The sequence below is a fragment of the Limihaloglobus sulfuriphilus genome (assembly GCF_001999965.1).
Classification (GTDB): Bacteria; Planctomycetota; Phycisphaerae; order Sedimentisphaerales; family Sedimentisphaeraceae; genus Limihaloglobus; species Limihaloglobus sulfuriphilus.
Window position 1 is genome coordinate 2,948,844 of the sequence record NZ_CP019646.1, and the last position, 24,121, is coordinate 2,972,964.

The 24,121-nt window shown below is 49.3% G+C and carries 20 protein-coding genes; 4 read left to right on the forward strand and 16 right to left on the reverse strand.

Annotated features, from left to right (window positions below; genetic code table 11):
- Positions 1 to 4: 4 nt before the first annotated feature.
- The 15 genes from SMSP2_RS11320 to SMSP2_RS11390 all read right to left on the reverse strand — a co-directional run bounded on the left by SMSP2_RS11320 (position 5) and on the right by SMSP2_RS11390 (position 18,696).
- Positions 5 to 1,564 carry a polysaccharide biosynthesis/export family protein gene (locus SMSP2_RS11320; protein ID WP_146684138.1) on the reverse strand — a complete coding sequence of 520 codons (1,560 nt, stop codon included), beginning with the start codon at positions 1,562 to 1,564 and terminating at the stop codon, positions 5 to 7.
- A 240-nt stretch (positions 1,565 to 1,804) separates the two neighbouring features.
- Positions 1,805 to 2,212, reverse strand: a complete 408-nt coding sequence (ruvX, locus tag SMSP2_RS11325) for a Holliday junction resolvase RuvX (protein WP_186804700.1) — start codon at positions 2,210 to 2,212, stop codon at positions 1,805 to 1,807.
- 2 nt (positions 2,213 to 2,214) lie between these two features.
- On the reverse strand, positions 2,215 to 3,309 hold the full coding sequence (locus SMSP2_RS11330; protein WP_146684142.1) for a hypothetical protein: 1,095 nt from the start codon (positions 3,307 to 3,309) through the stop codon (positions 2,215 to 2,217).
- A gap of 13 nt (positions 3,310 to 3,322) precedes the next feature.
- Complete coding sequence (locus SMSP2_RS11335) at positions 3,323 to 5,566, reverse strand: ATP-dependent helicase (protein WP_146684144.1); 2,244 nt, start codon at positions 5,564 to 5,566, stop codon at positions 3,323 to 3,325.
- A gap of 72 nt (positions 5,567 to 5,638) precedes the next feature.
- Positions 5,639 to 5,863, reverse strand: coding sequence for a hypothetical protein (locus SMSP2_RS11340; RefSeq protein ID WP_237048867.1), 225 nt, complete (start codon positions 5,861 to 5,863; stop codon positions 5,639 to 5,641).
- Positions 5,863 to 7,662, reverse strand: coding sequence for a hypothetical protein (locus SMSP2_RS11345; protein ID WP_186804701.1), 1,800 nt, complete (start codon positions 7,660 to 7,662; stop codon positions 5,863 to 5,865). The genes SMSP2_RS11340 and SMSP2_RS11345 overlap by 1 nt, the downstream gene beginning before the upstream one ends.
- A gap of 216 nt (positions 7,663 to 7,878) precedes the next feature.
- Positions 7,879 to 8,244, reverse strand: a complete 366-nt coding sequence (locus tag SMSP2_RS11350; RefSeq protein ID WP_146684150.1) for a four helix bundle protein — start codon at positions 8,242 to 8,244, stop codon at positions 7,879 to 7,881.
- A gap of 164 nt (positions 8,245 to 8,408) precedes the next feature.
- Positions 8,409 to 9,782, reverse strand: a complete 1,374-nt coding sequence (locus SMSP2_RS11355) for an ABC transporter permease (protein ID WP_146684151.1) — start codon at positions 9,780 to 9,782, stop codon at positions 8,409 to 8,411.
- Positions 9,775 to 11,043, reverse strand: coding sequence for an ABC transporter ATP-binding protein (locus SMSP2_RS11360; protein ID WP_146684153.1), 1,269 nt, complete (start codon positions 11,041 to 11,043; stop codon positions 9,775 to 9,777). The genes SMSP2_RS11355 and SMSP2_RS11360 overlap by 8 nt, the downstream gene beginning before the upstream one ends.
- A 74-nt stretch (positions 11,044 to 11,117) precedes the next feature.
- The gene (locus SMSP2_RS11365; RefSeq protein WP_146684155.1) at positions 11,118 to 13,112 is read right to left on the reverse strand and encodes a heavy metal translocating P-type ATPase; all 1,995 of its coding nucleotides are present in this window, start codon (positions 13,110 to 13,112) and stop codon (positions 11,118 to 11,120) included.
- A 24-nt stretch (positions 13,113 to 13,136) separates the two neighbouring features.
- The gene (gene hflK, locus SMSP2_RS11370; protein ID WP_146684157.1) at positions 13,137 to 14,420 is read right to left on the reverse strand and encodes a protease modulator HflK; all 1,284 of its coding nucleotides are present in this window, start codon (positions 14,418 to 14,420) and stop codon (positions 13,137 to 13,139) included.
- 52 nt (positions 14,421 to 14,472) lie between these two features.
- Complete coding sequence (gene hflC, locus SMSP2_RS11375) at positions 14,473 to 15,390, reverse strand: protease modulator HflC (RefSeq protein ID WP_146684159.1); 918 nt, start codon at positions 15,388 to 15,390, stop codon at positions 14,473 to 14,475.
- Between the two features lie 95 nt (positions 15,391 to 15,485).
- Complete coding sequence (locus SMSP2_RS11380) at positions 15,486 to 17,525, reverse strand: SPFH domain-containing protein (RefSeq protein WP_146684161.1); 2,040 nt, start codon at positions 17,523 to 17,525, stop codon at positions 15,486 to 15,488.
- A 333-nt stretch (positions 17,526 to 17,858) separates the two neighbouring features.
- Positions 17,859 to 18,455, reverse strand: a complete 597-nt coding sequence (locus SMSP2_RS11385; RefSeq protein ID WP_146684163.1) for a DUF2335 domain-containing protein — start codon at positions 18,453 to 18,455, stop codon at positions 17,859 to 17,861.
- Positions 18,424 to 18,696: a hypothetical protein gene (locus SMSP2_RS11390; RefSeq protein ID WP_146684164.1), complete on the reverse strand. Its 273-nt coding sequence runs from the start codon at positions 18,694 to 18,696 to the stop codon at positions 18,424 to 18,426. Before SMSP2_RS11390 ends, SMSP2_RS11385 begins: the two co-directional genes overlap by 32 nt.
- 278 nt (positions 18,697 to 18,974) lie before the next feature.
- Between SMSP2_RS11390 and SMSP2_RS11395 the strand changes: the two genes are divergently transcribed.
- Positions 18,975 to 19,943, forward strand: a complete 969-nt coding sequence (locus SMSP2_RS11395) for an ABC transporter permease (RefSeq protein ID WP_146684166.1) — start codon at positions 18,975 to 18,977, stop codon at positions 19,941 to 19,943.
- Between the two features lie 82 nt (positions 19,944 to 20,025).
- On the forward strand, positions 20,026 to 20,877 hold the full coding sequence (locus SMSP2_RS11400) for an EamA family transporter (RefSeq protein WP_146684168.1): 852 nt from the start codon (positions 20,026 to 20,028) through the stop codon (positions 20,875 to 20,877).
- Positions 20,878 to 20,899: 22 nt separating this feature from the next.
- Here SMSP2_RS11400 and SMSP2_RS11405 read toward each other — a convergent pair whose 3' ends face one another.
- The gene (locus SMSP2_RS11405) at positions 20,900 to 21,802 is read right to left on the reverse strand and encodes a CPBP family intramembrane glutamic endopeptidase (RefSeq protein WP_146684169.1); all 903 of its coding nucleotides are present in this window, start codon (positions 21,800 to 21,802) and stop codon (positions 20,900 to 20,902) included.
- Positions 21,803 to 21,918: 116 nt separating this feature from the next.
- Between SMSP2_RS11405 and murA the strand changes: the two genes are divergently transcribed.
- Both murA and SMSP2_RS11415 read left to right on the forward strand, forming a co-directional pair.
- Complete coding sequence (gene murA / locus SMSP2_RS11410) at positions 21,919 to 23,199, forward strand: UDP-N-acetylglucosamine 1-carboxyvinyltransferase (RefSeq protein WP_146684170.1); 1,281 nt, start codon at positions 21,919 to 21,921, stop codon at positions 23,197 to 23,199.
- Positions 23,200 to 23,206: 7 nt separating this feature from the next.
- Entirely contained in the window at positions 23,207 to 24,043 is an 837-nt protein-coding gene (locus SMSP2_RS11415; protein ID WP_146684172.1) for a histidinol-phosphatase, read from the forward strand.
- Positions 24,044 to 24,121 lie beyond the last annotated feature (78 nt).

Sequence of the window (24,121 nt, forward strand, 5' to 3'; positions counted from 1 at the left end):
CTTTTTACCAGTCACTGATATTTCTGCCAGTGTAATACTCTTCCGAAAAATTCCTGTCGTAGATGAGGCCGAAACCGTAAGTCGCTCTGAAAGAATTTCTCAAGACGGCCTTCCAGTAAGCGGTCGCGTCTGTTCCGACATTAATAGTATCGTCCTGCTTGATATAGAAGTCCGGCTGGATTCCTTCAGATATCTTCTTGAGATTAACCTGAACGATTTCCTCACGGTCTTCGCCTACGCGGCGTCTTACCTCTACATTTTTAGGAGAAGCCAGCGGCCCGAGCCCGCCCGCGGCAGCAACTGCCTGCATAAGCGTCATCGGCCTGCCTGTCATAGGGACATAACCCTGGTAATTAACATTACCCATAACGACACACTCACCGATAGAATCAACCGGCACATTGATAACATCGCCGGGTTTTATTATAATATTGTAACGGGGGTCACCGGCGTTCAGTTTGTCAAACGGCACCTTGATAACGCGGGAATAGGTCTCTGTGTCCTCAACCTCGTCCTCGAACGCTGCGGGTACTACATCTTTTAGCTCGATTTTTTCAAAGATATTTTCTTCATCTTCAGGCTCAGCCTGAGCAACACCTTGAGTTGCCTGTTCGCTCTTCTGGGGGGCTTTTTCAGCCGTCTCGGCGGCTTTATCTTCGGCCTGCTCTGCATCTTCAACCTGAACCCATTTGCCGTCCTTGAAGATCCATTCCACCTTTTCCCCGCTGTCAGCGGCAGAAACAGTGTTTTGTGCAGCGGATGTATCAGAGAATGATACCACGCCAAAATCATCTGCCCTGTCAGAAGGAGCAATCATCTCTACGAGTTCATTCTCGTCAACCTGACCCTTTGAATTTTGTGAGACAGGCTCAACACGAATGACATCGTCATTTTTAGTATCAGATTCGCGGGCCTGATTTTCCTGCATCTGGGTTATTTCGGCGGGGCTTAGATATCTGGTTACATATATATAAGATGCGTTAAATTCAGAAACTCCGCCGGCCAGAGCAATTGCCTCTTTGAGACGGAAATCGTACCTGGGCAGCTGATAACGGCCGCCGCGGTCGCTGATCAGACCCTGACCGTAGATTGAGAAAGTCCTGCGCTCGGACTGACCGATCTGCACGGTCACGGCAGGTTTTCTCAGGATATCCGGCGAAAGTATATCTTTGATGACACCCTCAAGCTCTCTCTCTGTAAGACCAAGAACATCAATGGGCCCGACCTCTGGAACGAAAATCTGACCGGATTCGGTTACCTGGAAATCTCCTATATAATACTCGCCCTCTGTAAGCAGCTCGTACACTGTAACCCTCAAAATATCACCGGGGTTGAGTTTGTAGTCACCCAGAACGTTTATAGCATCTTCAGGAGTCGGGGGCTCTGCGTTTGCGTACTCAGAGGCAGCCTCCTCAGAGACACCAAGACTCTCAAGTATAACGTGCTCTACCGGAACCGCACTGAAACGTCCAACCTGCGTGGGATCCCAGAACTTGTTACTGCAACCATAAATAGTTATCGAAACTAATGCTGCTAAAAGAAGCTTACCAACAAATTTTTTCATAATAATGTTCTCTAATATTTTCTCACAAATAAAAAATTCAACATCTACACCCCAACAAGTAAATGCTGAACGTTTATAAAACCGCTACTTCGCGCCTTATACATTCAAGTAATATATACAACTGTTATCACATGTCAAACAAAAGTTTTGATCGCAGTCGAGTTATTTAAAAAAAAATTCAGCGATAAAACATTATTTTGCAATAGATTAAACAACAATAGCACCAAAATACCTATAAATTCAATCGGAACTGGACGATATAAAACTTTTAAGTATCACCGCCGCGGCGACGGCATCAAGTATTTTCTTTCGTTTTCTCCAGCTCATCTGCGCCGGACCGAGAATATCCTCGGCCTCGAAACTTGTAAGACGCTCGTCATGGAGAAAAACTTTAAGTCCCGTTTTGGCTGAAAGTTGCGAAACGAAATCCCTGACTTTCGCTGCCTGGCCGCCCTCTGTGCCATCCATGTTAAGCGGCAGACCCACGACAACCGCCTCGGCCGCCTCGTCCTCAATCACCTTTATAATATGTTTCAAAAGCGCCCCGTCGGTCTGTAGAACCTTCAGCGGGGTCACTATCGTCTCACCCGCATCACAGACGGCAAGGCCGCTGCGCTTATCACCGTAATCTATCGCTAAATACCTCATTTTTACCCGCTCAGCCATTTTTTATACTGCTCATCATCATCTTCTTCACCGCCGGCGGCAAGCCTCTCGAAAATCAAAGCCGTAACCTCAGTAAAATATACAAACTCGCCTAAACTGTAAGCATCTATCTTATCGAGATTTATGCGAATAACATTTTTTTCGGCCTCATCTGTCTCCGGCTTCGAATAAATATATGTTTTCAGCTCCTCAGCATTGATGCCGGGAAAACACTGCAATGCACCGCAACATGTCAGACTGTACCAGGCACTAAGACTGCCCAGATGCTCTTTATCCGTGTAAGCCTGGAAAACCTTCATCCCTTGATCGGCATAATACCAGTTTAGAGCAGCGTTTACAGCGGCCGGATTCTTGTAGAAATCCTCTCTGCTGACCTGAGAGTCCATCGCCCTGGCACCCGAGAGCATTTTTTCTGTATCGATACCGGCAGCTCCTGCGCAGAGAAGGCCCGCCTCGCTGAGAAGCGGAAGCTCACCCTGGAACCCCGCCGGCACAAAAAGCGTTTCTATTCCGCCGCGGGCTGCCAGTTTTGCCGGTAAAGAAGATTCGCTGTCGGTAACCGCCAGCAAATCAGGTACTTGCCTGAGCTGCTCAAAAGCACACTTGAGATCTGACTCATTATATTCGTTTTTTCTGGAATCGGCGGCGATTACAAAAAAAGCCCGCGTAATTTTTTCGCCAAGACGGTTTATAACCGCGGATATCTGATCATGAAAATAACCTTCAAGAACCAGCATACGCGGACACTTGCACTCTAAGTCATTGCCGTCAAGAGCCTTAGACGAAGACAGCGATTCAGTGAGCATATTAATGCCCCTGCTCCAGTTCCCAGAGCCTATAAAAATAACGTAATCATATCCGCCGCGTATTTTTTCCGCCCAGGCTACCGCCCTGTCGTACCTAAGCTGATTATAAGGCATGTCTCTGTAGGGAGTTAGCCCATCGTTGCGGGCACGGTTGACTTTATGTATCAACGGAGTAACCTTTTGGGCAAGAATATCCATCTGCCCGGAATCAAGCCCTTTGCCGCCGGCAGAGCCTGTTAAACAGCCCTCGTAATTTAATGAAATACCGCTCATTAGTCCCTGGTTATTACTTTTTCGTTAGTTTAGCATATTTCAACAGCAGATTTTTGCTCGATCCGGTATTAAAACGCACTGAAACAATGCTGTTTTCTCCCGAATCCATGAAATCCGTAACCACACCGAAGCCGAATTTCGGGTGAAGCACCTTGTCGCCTTTTTTAAAGGGTGTATCCTTTTGCGGCACCGCGCTCAAATCCGAAGTATATTTCTTGACCGGGCTCTTTTTTGCGGTCTGCGGTTTAGAATAACCGTAACTTTGCCCTCTGGCGGAGGAATTTCTGCCCGTCGGCGGACTCATAAACCTGAAACTTACCGACTCGGAAGATCCGCTTCTGCCGGTATCGGCTCCTATCTCGCCCAGGAATGAGGAGGGAATAGTTCGGCTCTGAATGCCCCGCAGCATCCTGTAATCGGTATGGCTTATGTGCAGCCTGTGCCGGGCGCGGGTAATGCCCATGAAAAAGAGCCTGCGTTCTTCTTCGAGGTCGTCTTCACTTTCCATGCTCCGCTCGTGCGGCAGCATCCCCTGTTCAAGACCGATAATATACACATTGTCAAACTCCAGCCCCTTTGCGGCATGGAGTGTCATCAGCGAAACACACCCGCTCTCAGGATCATACGCATCGCTGTCGCTGTATAATGCTATCGACTGGAGATAGTCAAGCAGCGTTGGCTCCTCGGCGTTTTCATCATACAGAGAAGCCGAGTTTATAAGCTCATCAATATTATCAGAGGCATTGCCGCCTTCGGGGTCGGCCTCAAGCGATTTTTCTATCCCCGATTCATCGTACACCAGCTCCATGATATCGGCAACACTGTTTGTCTCCGCGGCGGCTTTCTGGAACTTGCGCATCATCTCCACAAATGTGCGAACCTTGCCCGAAGGCCCGGGCCCGATTGTGCTTATGGAAGATACCCTTGAAGCCGCGTCAAAAATACTTATCCTGCCGCTCTGGGCAAATTCAATTATCCTGTTGACTGTGGTCTTGCCGATGCCGCGGGTTGGAGTGTTGACAATGCGGGCAAAAGCCTGGCCGTCGTCGGGGTTTACTATGAGCTTGAGATAGGCGATCATGTCGCGTATTTCTTTGCGGCTGTAGAACTCCACGCCGCGGACTATACGGTAAGGGATTTTTTCACGGACGAGCGACTCTTCAAGTGTTCGGCTCATGGAGTTTACGCGGTAGAGTATCGCAATCTCGTTGGGATCCGCCCCGCTTGTGATAAGTTTTTTTATGTCAGAGGCGATACTGCTGCTCTCGAGGCGGGAGTCCTCGTACCTGTCGAAAACCACCTCCGCCTCGCCGGAGACCGCCGCGACAAGTTTTTTTGGCTTTCGCTGTTTGTTGTTTACAATGAGCCTGTCGGCAAGCTCAAGTATCTCTCTTCGGCTGCGGAAGTTCTCCTGCAGGTCAATGCGTGAAGCATTGGGCCAGTCCTTTTCAAACTGGAGAATATTCTTGATATCCGCCCCGCGCCATTTGTAGATCGACTGGTCAGGGTCGCCGACGACAAAAATATTACCGTGCTTTTTTGCCAGCAGGCGGGCTATCTGGTACTGGGCATGGTTCGTGTCCTGGTACTCATCGATCAGCAGATAGCGGTACCGGCCCGAGAGCTCCTCGCGGACATGGTCACTGTTTTTGAGCAGCAAGGCCGTCTTCATCAGCAGGTCGTCGAAATCCAGCGCGTTATTTTCATCAAGAAGCCGCTGGTACTCCTTGTATATCTTGATTATTTTGCTGTAGTAATAATCACCCTCAAACTCGGTAAGGCTCTCGGGCGTCTCGACGGCGTTCTTGAATCTCGAAATCGCGGCAAGCGTCTTTGCCGGAGGAAAACTGCCCGAAGGGTAATCAAGGTTTGAAACAGCCTGCTTGACGCACTTGCGCTGCTCATCGTCGGAATAGATGCTGAAATTCTCCTTCACATTTGCGGCGTCTCCGTACCTGCGGAGAATCCGAACACAAAGCGAGTGAAACGTGCTTATCTGCGTTCCCGGGCCCACACCCATGCCGGCGACCCTCTTTCGCATTTCCTCGGCGGCCTTGTTGGTAAACGTAATCGCGCATATATGCCAGGGAGCCGCGCCGGTTTCAATAAGTCGGACTATGCGGCAGGCAATTACCCGTGTCTTGCCGCTGCCCGGGCCGGCAAGGACTAGCAGAGCGCCATCCCTGAAATTCACGGCTTCTGACTGAGAGGGGGTTAACAGACTCGGGTCAAACGTACGGCTGTGAGTTTCAATCATATCTAAAAATTCTTTTCCCAAATATCTTTAAGACCAAATTCGTCAAGTTTTTCCGTATAAATTGTGAACAGTTCACGCTCTTCCACAGAGGAATATCTCCCTGACCTCTTTTTCAATCTCTTCGTCTGTCCAGTCCGGATGCTGCTGTTTGAGCCAGTTTGTCTTCATCTGGCGGGCTGTCCAGTACATATCCTCAAGAATTCTTATCTTTTGTTCAGCGGACATGTTGCGGTAAATCTCCCTGCGTACCCTTTCGCCTTCTTCCAGATGCCGTTTTTGAAAATCGTCGGCGTACATCACTGCTGCCCCTGCTGTTGCTGCTGCTCCTGCATCTTCTGGTATTCCTGCATGAAAGTCTCGTTTTCCTCGGTGAGTTTTTCAAAGACTTCCGGCCGCTCATTTTCAAGACGCTGCATCAGTGCGTAGCTCATGTTCGGAGGATAATAGGGATCGTTCATGAAGTTTATGAGGGCGATGTAACGCAGCCTTGAGAACGAAGGCAGCGTAACCCGCTCACCCTCAAAATCCTCTGTGCGGTAAATATCATACACCTGGCGGGCGAGCTGTTCTTTGCCCATCGCTTCCTGATCATCATAGATCGCATACCGGAAATACGCCTCGCTGAGCAGCGTTGTGCACGCCTCCATAGCATCATAAATGGTTATGCCCTCGAACTCTTCTTTTATCCGCTGGCGGCAGAAAACCTCTATCGGGACAGAATTCTCCGGCCGCGGGTAACGCTCCCGGAGATCCTTGTAAATCTGAGAAGCCTTCTTGACATGGCCGGCCTGATAAAACGAAAGCACGGCGTTTGTCAGCATGTTCCGGTGTCCGGTATAGAGCGACCTCGAGCCTGCTTCGCCGTCTTCGCCGCTGTACTTTTCGATACGCTCAATCTGAGCGGCGTTATAGGAATCGAACATCCTCAAATCGGGTACTGTGTAGAGCGACTTGCCGTACTTGGCGGCGCCGACAGTGTCTTCTGCGCCGATTTCGGATTCCGTCGCCTCTGCCGGCAATACCGCGTCATAGACAACGAGCCTGCCCGTCCTGAAAAGATTCTGTAAACTGTGGAACACGATACGGTCTGTATTGATCTCGTCTATTGAGTAATCCTCGCCGACAACGCCCTCACTGCCGGCCTGTGCAAGGCCCTTCTCAGCCCAGTATATCGCGTGTGCGTCCGGGTGTTCCCAGTTGAGAGGCTCTCTGACTCCTTCTTCAAAGGTGATCGGGCCGTACTTCTCGTTTAACTTTATCATCAAATCGATGTCAAACTTCCAGGTATTGCGAAGCTCCCACGCCTGAGAAAAATCCCGCATCGCGATCAGCGCGTCGCTCTGCTCGTAATCCTGCATCAGAAGAACTGCCTCCTCAGAGAAACCCTGCTCTTTGTTGAAAAGTCTGAGAAACTCAAGGGGGAACTTCTCTTCATCTGCCAGCTTCTCGTCAGCGGCCTTTAGCTTGTCGGCAAATTCAGCGAGCGTCTCATTTGCCCGAAGCTGTTCAAACGTTTTTGGTGCCGCGGCAAGGCTGTCAAAATGCGCATTGGTCAACGGCTGCACCAGCGGACCCATCTCCATTATCAGCCGCAGTTTGTAGTATTTGTGCACATCATCGGTAACACCGCTCATCTTGTGCTGGAAAATCCACGCCAGAGAGCGGTAAAGTATAATCGCATTGGGGTTGTATTCGATGCCCTTATCCCGCAGCAGTTCAAATCCGTTCTTGACCCAGTGCCACCGCTCTTCGGGCCGGCTGGAGGGGATTGCCACCGATATATTATACGCCATGTTCCAGGCATGAAAATCCCACACGCTGGCAAACCGCGGCTGGAGAACCGTGATCCACTCGGCGATCTGCTTGGCATCGAAGAACTGCCCCTCTTCTTTGAGCCTGTCGGCTCGCATCCAGAGTATATCAACAACGAGACCGCGAAACGCGCCCATAGCAACCGTTGCGAAAGCAAGCGAGGGCGGCGCGTTCTCCAGCGGCTTATCAGTACTGATCAGCTTGAGCTCTTTACGCATCGCGTTTATATCGTCAAGCTGCATCAGTGCAGACAACAGCAAGCCGGCGCCGGCTATAACAAACATTAACGAAATTATTATATTCTTTATACGCATAAGTCTAAACTAATAACTATTAACTAATAACTAATAGTTAAAATTCCTATAACAGTATTCACAATTTTGTGGTTCATTTCTCGTTCTACAATCAAAACTGTCATCGCAAATAATTTACCGCAAGCCAAGCTCAAACTATTAGTTATTAGTTATTCACTTTTCACTATCCACTATTCACTTAAACAGTTATTCACATCTTTCTGGTTCATTTGACGTCTTAACAGTCGATACAAGCATCGCAACCAATTCGCAGCAATCCGAGTTCAAGCTGTTGAACATTTCTTTGTTTATATATTCTGTTTCTTTTAAAAGCGATATCCAGTAATCTGTTTCATTGGCCTCTTTTAAGGCTATTGTCATTTTATTGCAAAAATCCTGCCTGCTTCGGGCAAACTCTGCTTCGCGGATCAAAGCTCCAATCGCCGTGCCGCTGCGAAGAACCTGACGGCTCATAACAAACTCTTTTTTCTTATCCTGTAAATATCTGGTACATCCAACGATTCGCTTTGCGAAATTAAAACTTTTATTCTGTAACACAGACACTTTACGCATAAGTCTAAACTAATAACTATTAACTAATAACTAATAGTTAAAATTCCTATAACAGTATTCACAATTTTGTGGTTCATTTCTCGTTCTACAATCAAAACTGTCATCGCAAATAATTTACCGCAAGCCAAGCTCAAACTATTAGTTATTAGTTATTCACTATTCACTTAAACAGTTATTCTCGCTATTTCTTTTCTGTTAAATACCAGTATTCCAAGTCCAATCAAAACCAGCGAACGCGCCACCGCGGTTGCCAGTATATTCAGCCCTACAAACGACCACTCTATCATACGTGCCGAGACAATCATTGGCGAGGGGTTGAACCTGCCGTCGAACTTGGGCATAAGTGAGAGCAGCGGTTTTATTGTAAAGGTGTACAATAGTCCCATGCTGCTGCTGAGCAGCTCAAGCGAATCGAAGATAAACCCGTTGACCGTGCCGATAAAATATATCGTGATAGCAACAAATATCGCAACCGGAAACGAGAGCCACGTAGAAAAGGAAACGCCCATCGCCGTCAAAAACGTCAGCCGCACAAGTATTATAACGCACGCCCGGAAAAAATTCATACCAAAACCTCCGCGTTTATAGAGCACCTCAACATCTTCGGGGATTATAGTAACCTGGTTATAGTGCAGGTTCTGCATACCAATCTCGAGGTAACCGTCTTCAGCAACCACATTAGCGGGAATCTGCAGCTCACGGGCCGTGCGTGTCGGGTCGCGGCGTATATCAGAATAATACACCGGAAAATCGGGGCGTTTGCCTTCTTCGAGTTTGCGAAGATCGCCCGCTATCCACTGCGTAGCGATGCCGTCGCTGCCGGCTGACGTAACGGCGGTTAGCTTGAAACGGACAAAAATTGTTTCCGCCTCGTCCGAAGGATACACATTGCTGAACCGCCAGACGAAATCCTCGCCCGGGCCCAGGCTCTTTGCCTGCATAATTATCTGGCCTCTGATGATCCTGAAAACCTCATCAACGGTAGAGCCCTGGGGCAGCTCGTCGGCGTTTTTGAGTCTGTTGTATCTCTCGAGTGCCAGGCTCTGGAGCTTTTCTTCCTCGATAGGAGGCCGCGGCTTTACACCGGCGCGTGCGGCGAAAAACTCCGTCTCCACCCGCTGCGTATCCTCGGCTGTAGTATCGCTGAATCTGGGCATATTAACTGTTATCGCATAAATAATCGAACAGAACAGAGCCAGAAGCAGAACATTTACAACCATAAGCCCAACGAATTTGCCCAGCAGTATCTCTGACCTGCTCACCGGTTTGGTAACGAGCATGTATAGCTGTTTGTACTTGAGCTCGAAGTTGAGACTGTAACAGGAAATCGCCACCGCCATCAGGCACAGCATCATACTAACCAGTGATATGCCATAGCTGGAAAAACTCTGAACCTTGCCCAGAAGCGTGCCGTCGCCGGTAGTTATAACGCTGAGAACCGGCAGTATTACCAGCAGCAGCGCTATCACAACCAGAGCCAGCTTCATACGCATGGCATGGGCAATGGTGTTTCTGGCGATTACCCAGATGTTAGCCATTCTTCTCCTCCGAATCCTCTTGGGTCTCTTCCTGATAAGAGTCCGGATTGTCAAGGTCTTTTTTAGCCAGCTTGCTGAGCAGGCTCTTGTTGATCTTTTCCTCCTGCTCTATCTCTTTGCTCTTTTCTACCTTTTCAACCAGATCAACTGAAGGCTGCTGGTCGGCTTTTTTCTCTGTCAATGCTTTGAGCAGCGACTTGTCTGCCTCTTGGGCAGGCTTGCGTTTTTCGACTTTAGTTGTCTCGGCGGCTTCTTCGGCGCCCTTTTCAGCAGTCTCTTTTGATTTGGGCTGTTTGTCCGGCCGTGCATGAACAAGCTCATCGAGGATATCCTTTTCTTCCTGCGGTCTGGAAGAAAGGAAGTCGCCGATCTTGTTCGTGCTGACCGCGCCGCTGGTGCCTATCTGCTGCTGCTGGGCCTGGCTGACAATACGGATAAACATATCCTCGAGACGGTCGGTCGGGCTGGAGATATCTATTTCGCTGGTTTCCTTTTTTATCAGCTCCCTGATCTTGCTGATAAGACCTTCGGAGAGGTCGCCGGTGGTTATCTGGCAATGGCCTGTTCTCTGGAGAAGCTCACGCACTTTGCCCTCGGTCTGCATTACGCCGCCGTAGAGTATTCCGATCCTGTCACAGACATCCTCGACATCGGCGAGCAGATGGCTGCACATCAGAACGGTTTTACCCCTCTCTGAGAGGCTTTTTATCAGGTCCTTTATCTGCCGCGTACCGATCGGGTCAAGCCCTGATGTCGGCTCATCAAGTATCAGCAGATCCGGATCGTTGATCAGCGCCTGGGCAAGGCCTATACGACGCGCCATACCCTTGGAAAATGTGCCGACCTGGCGGTTTCCCATACCGGCAAGGCCGACCATATCAAGCAGGGAGTCTATACGCATATTCATCACTTTTGACGGCAGACCGAAGAGTTTGCCGTAAAAACGAAGCGTCTCCCGTGCGGTGAGATACTTATACAGGTATGACTCCTCTGGCAGAAAACCGATTCTTCGAGAGATGGCCTTGTCGCCGGCATAGCCGCCAAGCACAAACGCCCGGCCCTTGCTCGGGCGGAGAAGCCCCAGCAGAACCTTTATAGTCGTACTCTTACCCGAACCGTTGGGCCCGAGCAGGCCGTAAACTTCGTTATGGTTTATCTTCAGTTCAAGCCCGTCAACCGCGAGCACCTTTGTCCGGCCCCACCAGTCGGTAAACGCCTTGGACAAAGCGACTGTTTCTATTGCGTATTTACTGTCTGTCAATTTAACACCGCTTTGGTTGCTTAATATAATCAGTCCGATCAGTCTGATCTGACCGACCGCATTTATCTCTTTATTTACTCTTTACCGGCCGCTGATTCTTCTGTGTGCGGCTCAAGATACTCACCAAACCTCACAAGCCGTGCGCTGTTGAAGATAACAATGATCGAGCCTACAAAGTGCAGCGGAGCCGCCCAGGTGGACTTCAGATATCCGGCAAGTGCCAGTATAACACCTATTACAATGAAAAGACTGCCGAAAATCAGGTTCATATTTATCACAAGCCGTGTCTTGCGGGAGAGCTTCACCAAAAACGGCAGCCTCTTTAGGTCATTATTCATCAGCGCGATAGAGGCCGAGTTAATAGCCACATCACTTCCCGCGGCACCCATTGCGATACCCAGATCGCCCTCTGCCAGTGCCGGAGCGTCGTTGATACCGTCACCGATAACCGCGACGGAGTGGCCCTGGCTGCGGATGTTTTTCACAATATCGAGCTTGTCGTGCGGCAGACAGTGCGCCTTGTAATCGGTACAGCCCAGCTCCGCGGCTACCCTGCCGGCAACATCTTTTCTGTCACCGGTAAGCATAGTGATGCGTTTTATGCCGGCTTCCTGCAGCTCGGATACAGCCTGACGGGCCTCCGAACGGGTCTTGTCCTGCATACCTACCCAGCCGATACACTTATCGCCGCTGGCAACATAAAGAGCACTGAAACCCTGCTCCTCGTGGAGTGAGGGGTCGGTGATAGAGCTCATGTCGATGTTGTTTTCCTTAAGGAAGCTCTCGCGGCCGATGAGGATTTCATTGCCTTCCACAACGGCTTTTACACCCTTGCCGGGAACCTCTTCGAAATTTTCCGGCTCGATTAGAGACACATTCGCCTCTTTGGCAAGCATGATAAGCGCCTGGCCTGCCGGGTGGCGGCTGAGAGTCTCGGCAGAAGCCGCGGTACGCAGCAGATCCGCCGGCTCAATACCTTCTGCCGGCTCGAGTTTTGTTACGTAAAGGCGGCCGGTTGTAAGAGTTCCGGTCTTATCGAACACCATCGCCGTTAGTTTGCCGGCAATCTCGAGATCAGCAACATTTTTTATAAGCACGCCAAGACGTGCCGCCGCGGAAATAGCCGCGACCATCGCAGTCGGCGTGGCAAGAATCAAAGCACACGGGCATGAGACAACGAGAATCGCGATAAAGCGGTCAAACTCCTTGGTAAAGAAGAGTGCCACTGCCGCGATCATCAGTATTGTAGGAATATACCAGCTTACATACTGGTCTATAATACGCATGATTGGAATACGCGTTTTCTCCGCCTGCATAATCAGCGACTGCACCTTGCCCAGCGTTGTGTCCTCGCCGGCCTTGGTAACGGTAATATCCATCGAGCCTGTAAGGTTGCTTGTTCCGGCGAATACCTGCTGACCGGGATACTTGTCAACCGGCAGCGATTCACCTGTGATTGTCGCCTCGTTGACACTTGAGTTGCCTTTTGCCACTTCACCGTCGGCGGCGATAGCATCACCAGGGCGAACCCTGATAACATCACCGGCCTTGAGCTGGGATACGTCCACTTCTGATTCTGTGCCGTCATTTGCCAGCAGCATTGCCTTTTTGGGAGTCAGCCTGATCAGCGATTCGATCGCCGCACGCGCGCCCAGGGCGGTACGTGTCTCCATAAGCTCACTGAGCAGCATGAAGAAGGATATAACGCCTGCCTCTCTGTACTCTCCGAACGCAAACGCCGCCAGTACCGCCAGCGCCACCAGCTCGTCCATGTGCATTGAGCCTTTGGCTATCGACTTGAAGGCGTGAACGATAATCGGAAGAGCCATCAGAGCAGCACCGATCATGGCGGAGAGCTCAACTATGGAGCTTTCAGAACCGTAGAAGATCGGAGCGATAAAGCTGTTAAGCAGAAGCACACCGCCGGCGAGAGTTCCTATAAGGGCAAGCGATACGCCCCTGGTACTTGTATGGCTGTGAGAAGCACCGCAGCCGCAGCCGCATTCAAGCCCGTGGCTGTGCTCATGTTCCATCTCGATATTTTTAAGGTTTAGAGTATTATGAGGCATAATTTATTTTCTCAGTAAACAATTTTAGTTCTGGTTGCTGTCACTTTTATTGCTGTCTTTTTTGGGATTTCGGTTTATAAGAACCCTGAATTCCCTCTCCTTATCGCCGTCAGAGGGCTGAACGATGATTTTTTCTTCAGCATTGGCAAGCACCTGCTCGATCGCATCCTGGTAAATCCTCTGAACAACCAGCTCGGGGCGTTTGCGGTACTCGGGCAGCAGACTTCTGAAATAGTCGGCATTCGCCCGGGCGTTCTCAACGACACGCGTGCGGTAAGCGCGGGCATCGGCAATGACTTCCTGTGCCTGACCGGAGAGCCTCTCCCAGAGAATCTCCATCTGTTCGGGCGGTGTATCCTCACTCTTGATACCTTCAAGGATTTCCAGCACATCGGGCCCGCCGGCTTCGCTGAGAGTCTTTTCAGCGTAAGTGCGTGCATCAGTTACGTTTGCCTGGCTGGTCTGGCTGGCTTTTATCGAAGCCTGGAACGCCTGATTTACCTGACGCGGCCAGGTTATATCGAGTATCTGCATATCGCTGACCCGTATCCCCGAGCCGATCTCGTCGAGCTTGTTCTGGAGAGTGCTCTTGACATCGCGGGCAATACGCGCCTTAGCGGTCGTCGTTGCCTGGTCAATACTGTAGTTTACAAGCACCGTTACCACGCTGTCCTCAACAAAAGAAGTGAGCATAGGGGTGATGCTCTCGCGTATCACATCACTGAAAACCTCGCCGGCCTTGAGCTTGCGAACATATACATTTTTGAAAAACAGATAGGGGTTGTCCTCTATCGTATAGTTAAGCTGCCATTTACAGTGAAGTATGTTGTAGTCGTTGCCCTCGACACCTTCGACCCTGTCACTGCGGGTGAGGCAATAGCCGTCCTGAACGGGGTTGAGTGTGGGGCCGATGCGTGCATTTCTCTGGTTCTCGGCGAGCTTTTCCTCGGCTGTCTGGTAATACCAAAACGAGTCAATCGCCAGTTTTTGAGTACCGGTGGCCGGAATCTTGACGATTTCGTCTATCGGGTACGGCATCGACCAGTGAAGCCCCGGACCGACAAGCGCCTGTCCCTGGGCATCTTTTACGACTTTGCCGAAGCGGAGAACAAGCGCCATTTCGTCCTTTTCAACAGTAAATATGCCCGAACAAAGGTAGAGCACTACCAGTACGACCATAACAACCTTGAGCATGGCAAAGCACAGCCGCAGAGCGTCGCTGAGCGATTTACTGCCCGCGTCGAGAAACGTTTCCTGTTCTTTGGGGCGGGTATCGGCGGTGTTGGTTTTGTTTTCTTCTGTATTCATATCTTTAGATTCTCAATTTGTTTTAAATTCGGCTGCAAAATATGATTAAGTTTTATTCGGCAGAAGTTTCCTTTTCACCTTTTTCAGGGGCTATATCCGGCACATCCTTGAGCAGCCCTATCGGCTGGGTGTCTGCTCCGAGAACGATTGTTGTATCCTTCTCCAGCATAACCTTGAGTGCTTCTATATCACGCAGAAACATTGCCAGCTCGGGATCTTCTTCGAGCATCTTGTAATAACGGGCTGCCTCTGCATCGCCCCGGCCCATGATCGCCTTGGCGCGAGCGTTCGCCGCGGCAAGCAGCTCGGTCTTTTTGGATTCGGCGTCGGTGCGTATCTTCGTAGCGGTAGCGTTGCCCACGCCCAGGATTGTCTCGGTCTTGCGGTTTCTGTCCGCCTTCATACGGTTGAACACCTCGGCGGTTACCTCTTCGTTGATCTCAAACTTCTTGATTCCAACCATGGCTACCGTGATGCCGTACTTATCGCTGAGCTCGCTGCCCAGAGACTGGCGAAGCTCATTTTCGATACCCTCAAAATTTATCTTCTCAGGGTCAGTATTGATGAATTCGCTGAAATAATGGCGGCCGATAACTTCATTCTGTTCATTTCTCAGCTGACTCATCAGGAACTTCTGCACGTCGTTGACTGTCGAGACACGCTCGAAAAACTTCTGCGGCTCGGCAATTCGCCAGGCGATATACGATGTTACCACAACCGGCTCGCCGCCCTTGGTGGTGGTCTCTTCCATCTGGCCCTCAAAGAGCTGAAGGCGGGAATCAAAGCGGTGAACTTTCTCGATCGGAGAGGGCCATTTGATATAAAGACCCGGATCAACCTTTTCCGCTACCGGCTCGCCGAAACGGGTTATCAAAACAGACTCTGTCTCACGAACCTGGTAAAAACAGAACTTCAAACCAAGCACTATCACAATAATTATAAGAAGGATTGTTACAAATAAATTTTTCATTGTTTTCCTCGGCTATTCACCAATATTTACAAATATTACAAATCGTTATCACTTATCAGCTATTCACTATTAGTTAATAGTTATTAGTTTACAGTTTATTCGGGCACCTCTATATCATACAGGCTCGGCGCCAGACTCTCCTGGAGATCAACAATCATGACTTCGCTGTCCTGGTCATCGGAGACCACGACATATTTTCTGATATCCTGAAGTGTCTCCTCAAGCGTCTGAAGACGAAGCTGCTGGAGATATATCCGCGGGGCTTCACGGAAAGCCAGTATCTGGGAAGCAAACCGCTCACCCTCGGCACGTGCAGTCTCGCTTTTATCATAAGCATAACTGCGGGCCTGGCTTAGGTCTTTAAATATCTCGCCGCTGGCGCTGGTAAACGCCTCGTCCAGCTCAAGGGCCATTTTCTCAAGCTCCTGCCGGTCGGCGGTTGATTTCTTTGCCTGATACTCTTCTGCCATTTCGTAGAGCCTGTTGACCTGGTTAATCCCGCCGCCAAGCTCGGTCATGATCTTGTTTTCCATTGCCAGGGCATCCAGGATAATCGCCTGACGCTTCTGAATAGAGCCGATAACCTGCTCATACTCCTTGGCAACCTCCAGCGGCGGATGAACACCCTGCAGGCCGACCATAACGATTTCGACTCCAAGGCCGATCTCGTCGCTGTATTTCTGAATACTCTTCTTAAGGCTTCTTGCCGCCTCGCCGCGGCCGGCACCCAGCAGGCTGTTTGTTTTAACCTCATCGCCGAACGCCTCTGTCTCAACGCGGGCATTCGCGCCGTAGCGAACCAGCTCACGGTAACATATCGATTCCAATAAGCCGACAGGATTGTTATGATTATAAACATAAGCCTGGAGGTCTTTTATGCGATACTGAATCGGAACCGCCGCGATTACTATACTAACGGGAACAACACCTTCATCACTATCTTCCACCCTGTCGGTGGAAACAAGCAGGCGATATTCATACTCATAGTGCTTTTCGCCCCAGAGCAGAGGCTTGCGGGAAATTTCATTCGAATCCTGCCCTTCATCTTTCTCCTGATAACCAACGTGTATCTGCTGTATTCTGTCGGTATTGTATATATAGGCCTTCTCAATCGGCCACGGCAGCTTTAGAGTAAGCCCCGGCTCGGCGAGTTTGCCCCGCTCAAAAGAGCCGAAATACTCGATGACCGCCTGCTGTCCGGGATTGACAACTACAAAACAGCTAAGCAGATACATCGCCAGCATCATAAACAGAACAAGCGGCAGAATCGCCTTTTCAAGGAGTTTGTAGAACCAGGTCTGCGAGACCTTGAAACCAAACTGGTAGTCTATAGTATGCGCTGCGGTGTGGAGAATGCCGCCGGGCTCGTTTATTGTACTGAGAAGACGCGAATCAAACGCGGGCATGTGATACTGTCCGGCAAAACGGGGGCGGTAGATATCAAATATCTGGCTCACGACTATCTCGCCGCCGATTAAGAGCATAATATAAGGAACAACCCGGGTTCCGATGCGAATCGGCATGTCGTACTGGAAAAACTTCAGTGCAAGCATTACCGCCAGAACTATGGCTATCAGCGAAAAAGAAAGCATATTACTGCCCCCGCCCCGGAGTGCCTTGCTGGCAGAAGTGGCAGAAGTACCAGTGGCATAGCGTGAAAATGCGAAACTTATAAACGCCACAGCAACCATAAGCAGTGCAGGGCCAAGGGGTTTGCCCTGGACTTCATCCAATACGCCCGCGCTGCTTTTGAGAGTGGAAAGCCCAAAACCGATATACATCGCTGCTGTCAGCAAAGAAAATCCCGGCGTAAACCATTTTTCATATACCGTCAGACGGTTGCGGGCCACCATGAACATCGCTTTGCGCTCGCTGCTGCCCTGAAAAATGGTGCTTGAGCTCTCCGCGGCCATCATCGAATAATCGAGCTTCTCAATCTCTGCAAGGTACTTAAGGTAATACAAGATAACAAGATACAGCCAGATCAAAGAGCCTGAGAGCCCGTACCAGCCAAGATATCTTATCACAGGGTAATTGCTTATGCCCGAACCTATGAACAGGGTCACGAAAAAGACCAGACTAAGTATAAACGCCGCTGAGGACAGGTACGCTGCCCTTTTATATGTTTCTTTCATTTATTCTGAACCTGATAAAAATCTTTTGCTTTTTTATTGAACAAGTTAAAATATATCTTAAGTATATATGTCTGATTCTAAAGAATCTTGATACTATAACAACAAATTTCTGTTTGTGTAGTATTTTATGGGCGAACTTGAATTATTATGTAACCAACAGATTACACTTAATCTTAAAGACAAGACATCTCAACCTTTACGGCATACAATAAGTTCTTGTTCATTATTTAGCTGACACGAAATGAAATAGAAATGTTAATAAAGTCTTGACAAAGACTTATAAAATAAAGATGTTTTCTTGCATGGTATAAATCACAGATTTGGACCATTTCTCTACTTATCACTATCGGACTGTTTGCTGAATTCTTCGTCCATAGCCTGAATTTCCTTTTTGCTTGTATGCCTGTAATCCAGAAACGCCCAGACTATTGCTGTCAAGGTACTGCCGACAAAAACTATGCCTGACTTGGTATAGCCATTAAAAATCAACACAAACCCGCCTACAGAAAAGACTAAGACTGATATCATCGCAAACACCTGCCCGGTGAAAAGGCGTCTGTGCATAGTCTTTTGATTGAACTGTATCTCCTGGTGCTGCAATTTCTGTTCATTGATTTGCAGGCTGTGCTTGTGCTCCAGATCATCCCTTTCCGCCTGCTGACGGTGTTTGAGCTCGGCCTCACTCATCTGAATAATACGTTCAGCAAGCCCCTTTTGGATCTTTTCATATTCCGCCATAACAGCCGGCGGCGGGATCGGACCTGAAAATTGATGAATCAACTGTGTAGCCTGTATCTGAAAAACAAGCTCTTTCTGGTCCTCCGGCAGACTCTCAAGCTCTTTAAGGACGCTCTCTACATTTGCAGGAAGGCTTTCCGAATTGTCTGAATCAGCCTTTTTAGCGTTTCTCTGTCGTGTCTTGCGGTTCATTCAATGACTTTCCACATTGCTGCATGGAATAGCTCAAACTCTCGCCAACACGAGAGAAATCATTGCCTATCGCACCCCAGAGCCCTTTATCACGGGCGGCAAAGAGTGTATCTAACCTTGCACTTTGGTATTTTTTTAGAAGCTCATCAAGCCGCAAACTATTTGAGTTCAGCTGAACAACTGAATTCTGCTGTTTGAATACAACCTGTCTGGGAGTTGGGCCAAAGAGGTTGCCAAACACGTTAAGACCTGAGATGAACCCTCTAAAATATTGCTTATTGTCTTTTCGAATATCAAGCATAATAAAATATAGATAACAAATATTGTCTATTTGTCAATAATAATAAAGACTTACAAAAGAAAAACATCTTTTTGCGGTTAAATGCTTTATAGCAACTTTATAAAATCAAGACCAATTTTCCATTGCTTTTGAACTATATCACTGTTTAATAGTATAGCAAAATAATTTATTTTGTGCAGCATTTTTATTAACTAACTTACCTTTATTAAAAGGAAATTATGATACCTGCAAAAATAACGGCTATAGCCGCCAATACTTTTAAGGAAACGATACGTCAGCCGATTTTCGGCATTATAGTATTTCTGGGAATACTGATATTTATATTCAGCCCGTCAATAACTATGTACTCAATCGACGACGACAACAAACTCCTGCGGGAGTTAGGCTTTTCTACGCTGTTTCTGGCAGGGTTGTTCATAGCTGTTTTCTCCTCTACCGGAGCAATCGTGGAGGAGCTTGAAAACAAAACAGTTATGACAGTTTTAACCAAACCGATACCCCGCTGGGGATTTATCCTGGGCAAATTTCTCGGGCTGGTGCTGGCGGTGGCTATCGCACACTACATACTCACAGTCGCGATGATGTTTGTCCAGCGGCACGGCGTGATGTCAACGGCCTCGGACGAGCTGGACTGGACTGTCATAACAGCAGGAATAATAACCATTTGCGTATCAATTCTGCTGGCAACGCTGATGAACTACATCTCTGACTGGAGCTTTATCGCCTCGTCGATGATTTTCATGGCCGCCCTGGCAACGGTATTTCTGGGGATACTTTTCTTTATAGACCGCCACTGGCAGGTAAATATCCAGGAAAACGGACTGCACGCCTTTGATGCGTACAGCTCAATACTGCTGTTTCTGGCGGTAACTATCATGGTCGCCGCGGCGGTGCTGTTCTCAACACGGCTCAACCTGGTCGGAACGCTGCTGATGTGTATAGCCGTATTTCTCTTAGGGCTTATAAGTGATTATATCTTCGGCAGATACGCAGATACCTACCTCTGGGCAAAGCTCGGCCGCCTGCTCGTTCCAAACTTCCAGGTATTCTGGATTAGCGACGCGATATACCAGGAAAGCAAAATAACCGTAAGCTATATATGGAAAGCTCTCAGCTATGCCGCCTGTTATACCGCGGGCATTCTGGCACTGGCGGGCGCTGCATTCCAGAACCGCCAGATGAGCTGACAAAATAAGAAGCTAAAAATGCTGTTTTCTGATATTACTGATATAAACATCTCGATTACTAATCTATAACTCGGTCCGCTCTATGATTGCATTGCTATTTGTATCGTTTGTCTGGGCGTTTTCGTTCGGCCTCATAAAAGAAGAGCTCAGCGGTGTAAATCCCGAGCTGGCAGGCTTGCTGCGTCTGTGTATATCTCTACTGGTATTTGTCCCGTTTTTACGGATAAAATCTCTGGGCCCGCGGCTTTGCCTGCGGCTGATGGCTGTCGGAGCGGTGCAGTACGGATTGATGTATGTTACTTATATAAGCTCATTTACCTATCTGCAGGCGCATCAGGTGGCAATGATGACGATAACCACGCCTCTGTATGTGGCAATTATCGCGGGTCTGTATCAGAGACAGCTAAACATCAGGGCCATTGTTGCTGTCATCGGCGCAATCGCAGGGGCACTGATCATAGTTATGCGCAGCTTAACGCCGGCCGATTTCGGTTTGGGCATGATTCTGCTGCAAATATCAAACGTCTGTTTTGCCTGGGGACAGGTGTACTACCGAAAACTCGCCGGAGATAACCCCAAAATCAAAACGCGGGAGGTCTTCGCGGTGATATACCTCGGTGCGGTCATAACGGCTGCCGCCGCGACTGCCTCAAGCCGCGGATTTTCCGGCATAACCGAGCTGAATCTCCGCCAGTGGGCGGTTATCTTTTATCTCGGAGCGCTTGCCTCGGGATTGTGTTTCTTTCTGTGGAACTGGGCGGCGGTTCGGGTCAGGGTCGGCACACTTGCAGCGGCAAACAACCTCAAAATCCCGCTGGCAATCACCTGCTCACTGTTATTTTTCGGTGAAACAGTCAATATTCCCCGACTGATTATCGGCGGCGGCATTATCGCGGCAGTTTTTGTATGGAGCTCAAAAGGAAAGCGAAGATAAAAATGCTGTCTATCTTCCCGGGCTAAACAATATCCATAATTGCTATTACGAGATTTACAAAGTTGAAAGCCGCGTGTATCGCAACCGGATACCTCATCGAACCGGTTTTCTCGTAAGCATATCCAATACCCATAGATAGAACAATAAGCGTCGGCCAGTGAAGCAGCATATCACCGCCGTGAATCATTGCAAACAGAACTGATGTTATGAATATCGAGAGCCATCTTGAGGGCGTCAGTTTTTGCAGCAGCGTTTGCAGAAATCCTCTGAAAATAATCTCTTCGGTAACCGGAGCCACATAAACCGCCGAAAAGAATATCGCTATCAAAACCCATGCCGACGGATCTTCGCTCAACGAAGCCAGATAATCGTGCCTGGGCATTTGAAAATCTTCGCCCATGATCATCACGCATATCAGGTTAATGGCGTTATAAACGATAATGGTCAGCGGCCAGATAGCCAGGAACATCTTGAGCCCGCCGATTTCTTCACGCAGTGCCTTTTTCGAATCGAATGTTACACCAAAACCCTTCAGACCGTTGGCGAAAACCTTCTTTGCCAGAAAAAGAGAACATACAACGGTAAAGGCCGAAGCAATGGTGCTGCTTATAACTGCCCCGCCGAGCTCTTCGGCAGGTGTCGGCTCGCCGGGCATGAAAAACGCGGCAAATTCCGATATTGCAAGGGTAAGAAAAGACCACATAAGAAATATCAGCAAAACCGGCCACGGAGTGAGCCTGTTTTCACGCGGCGGAGCGTCTTTGAGTGCCTCTGCTCCGAAGCGGGTATTTACCAGCCATCTGCTCAGTATGATACAGCCGATACCAAGAACAACCATCAATGCCGCGGATACGACAATAACGATATTCTGAGCCAGGCCGGCTGTTTCCTCGAAGTAAAATAATTGTCTAATTAATTCTTTCATCTTGCCAAAACCCGATAAAAACTTAACCTATATCTATATTAAAATGTGAAGCCTTTTACCACGCTTACATATTACAGAGATTGGTTAAAAATAGCCAGAGTTTTCAAGGAGAATACATGAATATTTTTGAAATAGACGGCCCGTGCAAGCTAAGCGGAACTGTCGAGATAAGCGGCGCCAAAAACGCGGCCCTGCCCATAATGGCGGCGGCAGTGCTTGGAAACGGCAAAACCCTCTTAGAGAGTGTGCCCGATATCGCCGACATCAGAACGATGTTCGAACTCCTTGATTCAATTGGTGTTAAGTGTAAAAGACTCGAAAACGGCAAGGTAGAGGTCGATGCCTCCAGCATCGATAATCCCGTCGGCGATTATGATATAGTTCGGAAAATGCGAGCCAGTTTCTGCATCATAGGCCCGCTGCTTGCCCGCTGCGGCCAGGCCAGGGTATCTCTGCCCGGCGGCTGCTCGTCGTTCGGACACAGGCCGGTAGATATACATCTCAAGGGGCTTCGGGCTCTCGGCGCGGAAATAAGCATTGAAAACGGCTATGTAACCGCCAGAGTTCCCGAGGGCGGGCTTGTCGGCACTGAAATCTTTCTCGGAGGAACAAACGGCCCCACAGTTCTCGGCACTGCCAATGTACTGATGGCGGCGTCTATGGCAAAGGGCACCACAGTCCTGGAATATGCCGCCTGCGAGCCGGAAATACAGGACATGGCAATATTTATGAAAAAAATGGGAGCAAAAATTTCCGGTATCGGCACCCAGACGCTGACTGTTGAGGGCGTGGACGAGCTCAAGCCGGTTGAACATAGGATAATCCCAGACAGGATAGAAGCCGGTACCTTTATGGTCGGTGCGGTCATGACACAAAGCCAGATTACGATCAGCAACTGCTGCCCCGAACATCTTCGGGCACCGATTGACTGCCTTCGCCAGATGGGAACGCGGATCTGCGTGGACAAAGACAGCATGGAAGTGAGCCACACGGGCAAAATCCGCCCGGCGCATCTCACCACCCAGCCGTATCCGGGATTCCCGACAGACCTGCAGGCGCAGTTTATGGCGATGCTTTGTCTGGCCTCGGGTAACAGCTTCATCACCGAAAAAATTTTCCCGGAGAGGTTCAGCCATGTAGCCGAGCTGAACAGGCTATCGGCTGAGATAAACAAGGTTGGATCGAGTGTGGTAATCTCGGGCAGAGAAACTCTTCTGGGCGCGCCGGTAATGGCATCGGATCTAAGGGCCTCCGCGGCGCTGGTTCTGGCGGGGCTTGCCGCAGAGGGAAAAACCATAGTAAACCGTGTGTATCACATTGACCGCGGCTACGAAGATATTGTCTCCAAGCTACAGGCGCTTGGAGCGGCTATAGAACGAAAACACATCGATGACTGATTGACTTTTGAGCGGATTTGACAAAGACATACTAAAACAGAACCTCCACACCCATACAAGCCTGTGCAAACACGCAGAGGGCAGTGTTCGGGATTACTGCGCCGCGGCGCTGAACAGCGGAATAGAAGTGCTTGGCATCAGCGACCATAACCCTATGCCCGGCGACCGCTGGATATCCATACGTATGTCGCAAGACCAGCTCTGCGGCTATGCCGAAGCCATCGAAGATGCACGCAAAGAATTTGCACCTGAAATGCGGGTAATTGCCGGCCTGGAATGCGATTACGTGCCTGAATACCTCGATTTTTACCGCCGGAAATTCCTCGATGAGTACGGGTTTGAGTATCTCATCGGCGGACTCCACCTGTTCTATCATGCCGGCCAATGGCAGAGCTGCTACCTGGCCCTGGACAGCAGAGCGGCACTGCGGGCATACACCGAGCAGTATGTTGAGATGCTGGGCAATGATATGTTCGCGTTTGCGGCTCATCCCGACCTGTTCGCTTTCGGCTGGTTTGAGTGGGACAATTATACCATCGGCTGCGCAAGGGAAATACTCACCGCCGCCCAGGAAAGCGGCAAGCCGCTGGAAATAAACGGCTTCGGAACCATAAAAAACATGGTTGACGATCCCGCCGGCCCGCGGCCGCCATACCCCCTGCCGCAATTCTGGCAGCTCGCAGCAGAATACGATATCACCGCGGTGATCAATTCAGACGCTCACTCGCCGGACAACATCACCGCAGGCATGACAGACTGCCTTGATATAGCCCAAAAATACGGCCTCCGCAGGGCAAAACTCGAAGATATGATAAAACCGGCTGACGAACAAAACAGCTTATAACGTTTTCCGCCGCATCGGTGAACAAAGCATTGCACCGGCAATAGGCAATTAAACGTATTTCTTTATAAAACATAACCT

Bases quoted from the DNA above. Each gene is read 5' to 3' on its own strand.
- SMSP2_RS11350 (WP_146684150.1), bottom strand. From the start codon at position 8,244: ATGCGTAAAGTGTCTGTGTTACAGAATAAAAGTTTTAATTTCGCAAAG.
- SMSP2_RS11365 (WP_146684155.1), bottom strand. From the start codon at position 13,112: ATGCCTCATAATACTCTAAACCTTAAAAATATCGAGATGGAACATGAG.
- SMSP2_RS11320 (WP_146684138.1), bottom strand. From the start codon at position 1,564: ATGAAAAAATTTGTTGGTAAGCTTCTTTTAGCAGCATTAGTTTCGATA.
- SMSP2_RS11395 (WP_146684166.1), top strand. From the start codon at position 18,975: ATGATACCTGCAAAAATAACGGCTATAGCCGCCAATACTTTTAAGGAA.
- SMSP2_RS11330 (WP_146684142.1), bottom strand. From the start codon at position 3,309: ATGAGCGGTATTTCATTAAATTACGAGGGCTGTTTAACAGGCTCTGCC.
- SMSP2_RS11400 (WP_146684168.1), top strand. From the start codon at position 20,026: ATGATTGCATTGCTATTTGTATCGTTTGTCTGGGCGTTTTCGTTCGGC.
- SMSP2_RS11340 (WP_237048867.1), bottom strand. From the start codon at position 5,863: ATGTACGCCGACGATTTTCAAAAACGGCATCTGGAAGAAGGCGAAAGG.
- hflK (WP_146684157.1), bottom strand. From the start codon at position 14,420: ATGAATACAGAAGAAAACAAAACCAACACCGCCGATACCCGCCCCAAA.
- SMSP2_RS11385 (WP_146684163.1), bottom strand. From the start codon at position 18,455: ATGAACCGCAAGACACGACAGAGAAACGCTAAAAAGGCTGATTCAGAC.
- SMSP2_RS11355 (WP_146684151.1), bottom strand. From the start codon at position 9,782: ATGGCTAACATCTGGGTAATCGCCAGAAACACCATTGCCCATGCCATG.
- SMSP2_RS11380 (WP_146684161.1), bottom strand. From the start codon at position 17,525: ATGAAAGAAACATATAAAAGGGCAGCGTACCTGTCCTCAGCGGCGTTT.
- SMSP2_RS11405 (WP_146684169.1), bottom strand. From the start codon at position 21,802: ATGAAAGAATTAATTAGACAATTATTTTACTTCGAGGAAACAGCCGGC.
- SMSP2_RS11345 (WP_186804701.1), bottom strand. From the start codon at position 7,662: ATGTTTGTTATAGCCGGCGCCGGCTTGCTGTTGTCTGCACTGATGCAG.
- ruvX (WP_186804700.1), bottom strand. From the start codon at position 2,212: ATGAGGTATTTAGCGATAGATTACGGTGATAAGCGCAGCGGCCTTGCC.
- murA (WP_146684170.1), top strand. From the start codon at position 21,919: ATGAATATTTTTGAAATAGACGGCCCGTGCAAGCTAAGCGGAACTGTC.
- SMSP2_RS11335 (WP_146684144.1), bottom strand. From the start codon at position 5,566: ATGATTGAAACTCACAGCCGTACGTTTGACCCGAGTCTGTTAACCCCC.
- hflC (WP_146684159.1), bottom strand. From the start codon at position 15,390: ATGAAAAATTTATTTGTAACAATCCTTCTTATAATTATTGTGATAGTG.